The following is a 4,652-nucleotide window of genomic DNA, read 5'->3' as shown; positions in this document are numbered from 1 at the left end:
TGCAACAGATGAGTGTGGCAACACCAGCACTACAAGGGCAAGGTTCACTATCGAGGACACTACCGATCCAAGTATCGACGTAGACGCGGAAGATGAGACAGTAGAATGTGATGGCAGTGGCAACATTGCTGATTTACAAGCGTGGTTGAATAACAACGGAGGTGCTGAGGCATCAGATGCTTGTGGAGATGTAAGTTGGTCAAACGACTATGACCCTGCAAACTTTGTGGACTTATGTGGAGCTACCGGTTATGTAGAGGTGATTTTCACTGCTACTGATGACTGTGGCAACACCAGCACTACAATGGCAAGGTTCACCATCGAAGACACTACCGATCCAACCGGTACAGCACCTGTTGGAGCTGACAATGCAGATGTTTGTTATGGTGATGCTGAAACAGCTTTCCCATTTGATGCTATTGATGTGGCAACATATTATAGTGATGCTTGTGGGGATGTAACAGTAACATTGACAGACACAGATCTTAACGGAGATGATTGTGGATGGACGTTGGTTTATACTTATGATGTAACAGACGAATGTGGTAATGCACTGGTTGGTGAAACAATCACCCATACCGGAAGCGATCAAACAAACCCGGTAATCACTATTCCTGTAGTCGAAGACTTATGTAATGAGGAGTTCCCATCATCATTGTCAGCAGACTGGACAGACAATTGTGCAGCCGGTGGACAAGTAACAGCAGGGCCAACAAATATTCAAATATTCCCTTGCTATGAAACTGCAGACTATGTATTCTATGTGGAAGACGATTGTGAAAACAGCGCAGAGGAAACTCTGACTGTTATCAAAGAGTGGGATGAATTTGCCAACTGTGAAACTGCCTTTGGTAGACTTGACGGAGCGGAAACCTGCTTCTTGGCAGACGGCTTTAACCGATGGGGTTGGACAAACTTAATAGATCAAGAAGGCGTTTATACTATGCCACTTTATGCAGCTGCAGGTCAATGCATCTTAGGTAACGGAACCCACGTGGGTAATGCTACAATAGATTATGACAATGGAGAGGTAACTGTTTCAATAAACATTTTCAATGGATTTGCAATGACAGAAACCCATGTTTACATTGGTTGCGATAAGTATCCAACGTTGCCTAATGGTAAAGAAACAGTAGCACCGGGTCGTTATAACTTTAATTGGGGAGCATTGGATAATGTTTACAATTACAGTATGGATCCCGTGGATGTTAATGGTGATTTCTGGATAATCGTACACACTGTAGTTTGTGAAGAATTGTGCAGATGCTCAGTGTCTGACGACGAAGGAGGAGTATTTACACCTTCTAATAACAGCGGAATAGATTGTGTTCAGAATGCCATCAGCACTATGCCAAGTATTGATTTCTATGCTTATCCTGTACCGTTTGACAGTAAGTTGAATGTTGACTATACGTTTGAATTTGATACCAATGTGACCATTGAAGTCTTTGATATCAGAGGAAGATTGATCACAACTGTTAAGAACTACAACTATTCGCAAGGTATACTTGATACATCAATACTGGACATGTCTCGTGCTAATGACCAGGTATATTTTATCAAACTGACAACCAGTAGAGGAGTTGTTGTTAAGAAAGTTGTGTCGTCAAACAAATAAGACGTAACAATTAGACTTAGAATTTTTAAGTAGGGTTGCCGGTTGGCAACCCTACTTTTTTTATCATTTATCTACTTTTACAATTAGTTTCTGATATACTTTTTTAAATGCGAGATTTCCTATTTGGATTTCCCGCATATTTTTTATCGAAGAATAATGAAAATAAATGCATTTTGCTACTTCGGGAAGGCATATGCAAGAAGATAACTGTAAGAAGATTATTGTAAATATCATTTTAACATACTCGTGCTTACTTCTGAAACGAAAGGTGTAATTCCATTTTCACAGTTGTCCTATTATGTAGGAGGAGTCGGTGTGTTTAAATCATCTGCACAGGCTGTTGTCTCACTTCCAACAGCAGGCTTATTGTCCTCATAATTTTAATAAACGAGTGTGAACGTGTACGTACAATCGTGGTCAAAACTTTAACAATCTGCAAGGGTACACAAAAGTTATCATTCCTACACAAATATGCATTTTGCGGAATTTTTTGTGCCGATTATCTAAATTTAGTAGAACGCTGTTTTAAAACAAAATTCTATCCATAAATTTGAATATTCCCTGACCGGTTTTACCTAACCGGTTTACTTCCCCAATAAAACATATAGTGCCCCTTATTTATTGAAACTATTACATTTTGTTGCTCAAGTAGCTATTTTGTTGTAGATGACCTTACCGCTGTACAGGTATTGATTTTAAAATAATAATAAAAAAACAGAAGTTATGTCAGAAAATTACGATTGTAGGTTTTCGACCTCAGGGAAGGATGAAAATCAAAAAGAAAGCACATGGCAAAACCCATTGCGGGGGTTTGTTAAAAGCATGACGGCACTTGCTGTAGTTATGCTTTTTTTATTTTGGGGACAACAAATGTCCTCACAAATTATTGTTGAATTTGGTGCCGAACGAGCACATTTTGGTGTAGATGCCGATGTTTGTGCTGATCAAGCAACCTTTATTTTTGACCCTTGTACTAATGTACAACTACCATCCGGTGATATTGCCGATGACTGGTTTAAGTGCGGAAGTACAAATAATAGAGGGGTGATTGACGAAAACAACCCCGGGCCGACAGGAAATCAATCTGTTACTTACGGCATGTCACAGAATCCCCATTTTGTAGAAAACAATATAGAATGGCTCGACGCCGTTTATGTTAGAGATCCTAACTCGGCAGGAAGCAACCAAGATTCTTCGGTGTTTGCTTCAGGTTCAAACAAAAACGCAGATAATCCGGGTACCTGGAATGTCGGAATCGGCAGTATCCCACAAAAAAACGACATTATCGATGTTTTTGCACATTTACGCAAGGACATCACTGATGCAGCAAATCCAGATTTATGGTTATTTTTGGGTGCTTCTACGCGTTCAGGTGACGGATCGGCTTACATCGATTTTGAGTTTTTCAGACAAGACCTAGACTATAGCTTAGGTGCTGGAAGTTTTCAAAATTTAGGACCTGATGGCGGGCATACCGCATGGAAATTTAGCCCTAACGGAGATGTTTCACAACTTGGAGATATTATATTTTCCTTGAACTTTCTAAACGGTGGGAATATCATTGACGGTCACGTCTATATATGGGTAAAACCATCAAACTTACCCGGTGGCAGTATAATTGCATTCAACTCTGTGTTAGATAACAATACAGATGCTAAATTTAAATTTGTAATTGGAAGCAATGGGCAGCCGGTTTTTGAATCGGGTACCGGAGCTAATGGTTTCGGTTATGCTGAAATTGAGCTTAAAACCGCGACAACTTGCCCGGTTCAAGAACCTAATATTGCTTTTGCTCAAATCAATACCACGCCTGTTCCCGCAGGACCCTGGGGGACCCTTACAGGGCCACAGGCCAGTCAGGTAGTAAATTACCCGGCTTTTACCTTTATTGAGTTTGGTGTCAACCTTACCGAGTTTGGCTTTGATATGGTATCAATAGGTAACGGTGGTAATGGAAGTGATCCCTGTAGTGCTTTGTTTGGGGGCATATTGGTTAAAACCCGTTCATCAGCTTCCTTTACTTCACAGTTAAAAGATTTTGCCGGTCCATTCCCAATGGGAGATCCTCAGGTTGCTACTGTAACAATAGATGGAGGTCACCTTGATTGTAATGCAGCATCAGTAACCTTAACAGCTGTAACTGATATTCAATCTGGTTTACAGTACCAATGGTATAAAGATGGGGTATTGATTCCCGGTCAAATAACCCATGAATTATTAGTTACTGTAGCAGGAGTTTATAAAGTTGTAGTAACAGCCCCTGGATTTGGAGGAACAGGAATAGGATGTTCATCTGAGGCTGAATTTGAAGTTTTAGAGATGATTCCTTCTCTTATAGGAATTAGTTGTCCTAATAACGAAGAAATTGCAGCTTGCTTGTCTCAGACAGCTATAGACCAGGCATTAAGCAACTGGTTTGCTCAGTTTACATTCTCAGGTGGTCATGGTGATCTGGATGCTGTGTATAAAGTAGACGGACAAGTAATAAACATAAATACCTATACATTACCCACTTTTACTCCTTGTACAGGAGGAAGCATTACAGTAACACTTACCGTTACTGATGAATGTGACCAAGTAGTAACATGTTCTTCAACCTTTAGTGTTGCCGGGGATGATGAGGCGCCAACAGCTTCAAATCCCGCTCCTATTACGGTAGCTTGTATTGACGATATTCCGGTTCCTGACATAACCGTAGTTACAGATGCTGCAGATAATTGTGGAGCACCGATCGTGACACACGAAGGAGACGTATCAGATAATGATCTCTGTGAACCAACCATCACCAGAACTTATAAGGTTGCTGATGCTTGTGGTAATTTTGTAAATGTGACTCAAACTATTCATATAGAGGTTGAGGACTTTGTATTACCTGCAAATCAAGGAAGCACCATAGCTTGTGCATCTCAGGCAGTAGTACCTGTACCACCGGCTGTCAATGACAACTGTGGCAACCTGATCACACCAACAGGTCCAACGCAAGGCGGAACCTATGTTAGTTGTGAAGGTACGATCACCTTTAGCTGGAACTATG

At 40.7% G+C, this 4,652-nt stretch carries 2 protein-coding genes; both read left to right on the top strand.

What is annotated here, in order from left to right; all coding sequences use genetic code 11:
- Positions 1 to 1,618: T9SS type A sorting domain-containing protein (locus AC6F75_RS05210; RefSeq protein ID WP_500713892.1), on the top strand; the 1,618-nt coding region annotated here is incomplete at its 5' end.
- Positions 1,619 to 2,341: 723 nt separating this feature from the next.
- The coding region (locus AC6F75_RS05205; protein WP_500713891.1) for an HYR-like domain-containing protein at positions 2,342 to 4,652 on the top strand (2,311 nt) is incomplete at its 3' end.

This window comes from Planktosalinus sp., from assembly GCF_059864935.1.
This window is presented reverse-complemented; position numbering and strand designations above follow the sequence as displayed.